This window comes from Parabacteroides sp. AM08-6, assembly GCF_003473295.1.
In the GTDB taxonomy this organism is placed as follows: Bacteria; Bacteroidota; Bacteroidia; order Bacteroidales; family Tannerellaceae; genus Parabacteroides.
Genome location: NZ_QRMP01000016.1, coordinates 2,572 through 4,650 on the forward strand (window position 1 = coordinate 2,572; position 2,079 = coordinate 4,650).

Below are 2,079 nucleotides of genomic sequence, written 5' to 3' on the forward strand. Positions count from 1 at the left end.
TGCTAAGTATCAAAAATACTGTGTATGCGGCTGAAGAAGTGTTCATATCCGTCAATCTATTGGTTTGGACGTTGAAATTTAAGTATTAAATTTTGATTGGCAAAACTTTTGCACAATTTGTTTTTCATGCCATCTCATTATTTTCAACTTCAATCATACGGCCTTATCCAATACAACTTCACAAACAGCAAAAAAGATTGTAGTCTTATTTAAAATGATGACTCATCTCTATTATTTTCAAATAATCCTCTACACCCAATTCCCGATTATAAACATCATATGGTATATCGGGAACGAGAAAACCATTTTCATCTGTTTCAATTAACGGAAAACAAGTAGCACACGCAGATGAATAGTGAATAGAAATCTTGGAATAGGGTAGAACATCTTCTTTTACGTTTCCACAATATCCAATCGGTAAGCCAGGCTTTTCCCCTACTACTATCCCCATTCTCCTTCTCCGAAATGCTTCGACAAAGTCAACTGCGGCCGAATAAGTAGCTCTACTTTGAATAACAAAAACAGAGCCATCAAAACCTTTCGTATTTTTAGGGTATACTTCTTTTAGAACCATCGTTCCAGTTTTCAAATAACAAGGTGATTTCCTTTTCATTTTTCTAAGCTCATTTTTCAAAACTAAACGTTCCAACCATGACACTCCTTTAGTTGATAGATATTCCTCACGTGCCTCCATGTCTTCTTTCAAAGCCACATCAATCATAGATTTATTAAACTTCCGTAATATTTCAATTTTACTTTTTTTACTATTCAGATGTTCAAATATAAGTTCATTACTACTTGAACCTCCACCACCATTTTTAGCCACATCTATAAATAAATATTTAACATTATTCTTCTTAATCACCTCAAAAGCTTTAGATAATGCACGTTTATATATCATAGAAATCAAATCACATGAATTATAATGTAATACAGCAATAGAATCGCCTTCTAAAAATTCAAAATTCACATGTGGCGCTCCTATTCTATTTTTCTTTATATTTACTTTAACAGTATCTCTGTAAATCGCTCCCGTTTTCATATCTTTTCTGAGAATAGAATAAGGTTCTGTGATATTATAAAAAGCTGAAAAATAATATGGAAGATAAAAATTAACATTACTTTCCTTTAACAGTACATTTTCTTCCCAACTACATGTATTATAAATTTCTTCAACTATTTTATTCACCTTGACATCATTAATAGAAATCACAGAATCACCATTTAATAATAAAGAAAAAGAAGATGTATCGATTAGGAAATAAGGCAGAATATCACGATTCATATATTTTCCCCATATTCTATTAGATGAGATAGATGTATGACTATCTGTATATGCATTCATTTTTAATAAAATCCTATTAAAATCGACACATGACATACTATCTTTAATTTCAGAAATAATATTTTTATAAAGTAAATCGTACTGATTTTTCGTGTATTTTCTATAAAGATCAGGATGTTCATTATTTAAAATAGTAAAATAGTAATCAATATCAGATTTCATCTCTTTCAAAGATAAAATCTGAGAATAAGAATATAAGATATTCATTGAAAATATCAAGACAATAATATATTTCATAACGCAATAAATATTACATTTAAGTATAACAAAAACGTGTACCTACTATTGATAATTTATCGTCAGCTAACACGATACCAACTCAAAATTCACAATCATCGTCTCCGCTGTAAAGCAATTATATTCTATAAAACAATATACTGCACCAATAATCTATCATTATTTCTCATTGCATGTAAATATATCGTTTATATCGTATACAACAAAAAAAACAATCATTGATTTTCATACAGACAACATTGTTTAACACCATCATTCTCAAATCCCCTATTTTTGTAATCTGTATATTGCAAAAACCCAATCGTTACGACTCCATCACAATGTACACCCCTTGATATAAAACCTCACAAATCAAATTTTCCATTCATTTCTTTATCAAAGGCAATCGGCAAAAACAGCAAATAATCAAGGTGAAATGAACAATTTGCCTCTTTCTGTTGTATCTTTGCAGCCGTTCGATTTGCCTTTCGATAATTGTCGTAAGGCCTTACGACGGT

The 2,079-nt window shown here is 30.2% G+C and carries 1 protein-coding gene; it reads right to left on the minus strand.

Annotated features, from left to right (window positions below; translation table 11 throughout):
- Positions 1-205: 205 nt before the first annotated feature.
- Positions 206-1,582: a S41 family peptidase gene (locus tag DW103_RS11105; RefSeq protein WP_122276110.1), complete on the minus strand. Its 1,377-nt coding sequence runs from the start codon at positions 1,580-1,582 to the stop codon at positions 206-208.
- Between the last annotated feature and the right edge of the window lie 497 nt (positions 1,583-2,079).

Excerpts from the sequence above, each read along its gene's own strand:
- DW103_RS11105 (WP_122276110.1), bottom strand. The coding sequence starts at position 1,582 with ATGAAATATATTATTGTCTTGATATTTTCAATGAATATCTTATATTCT.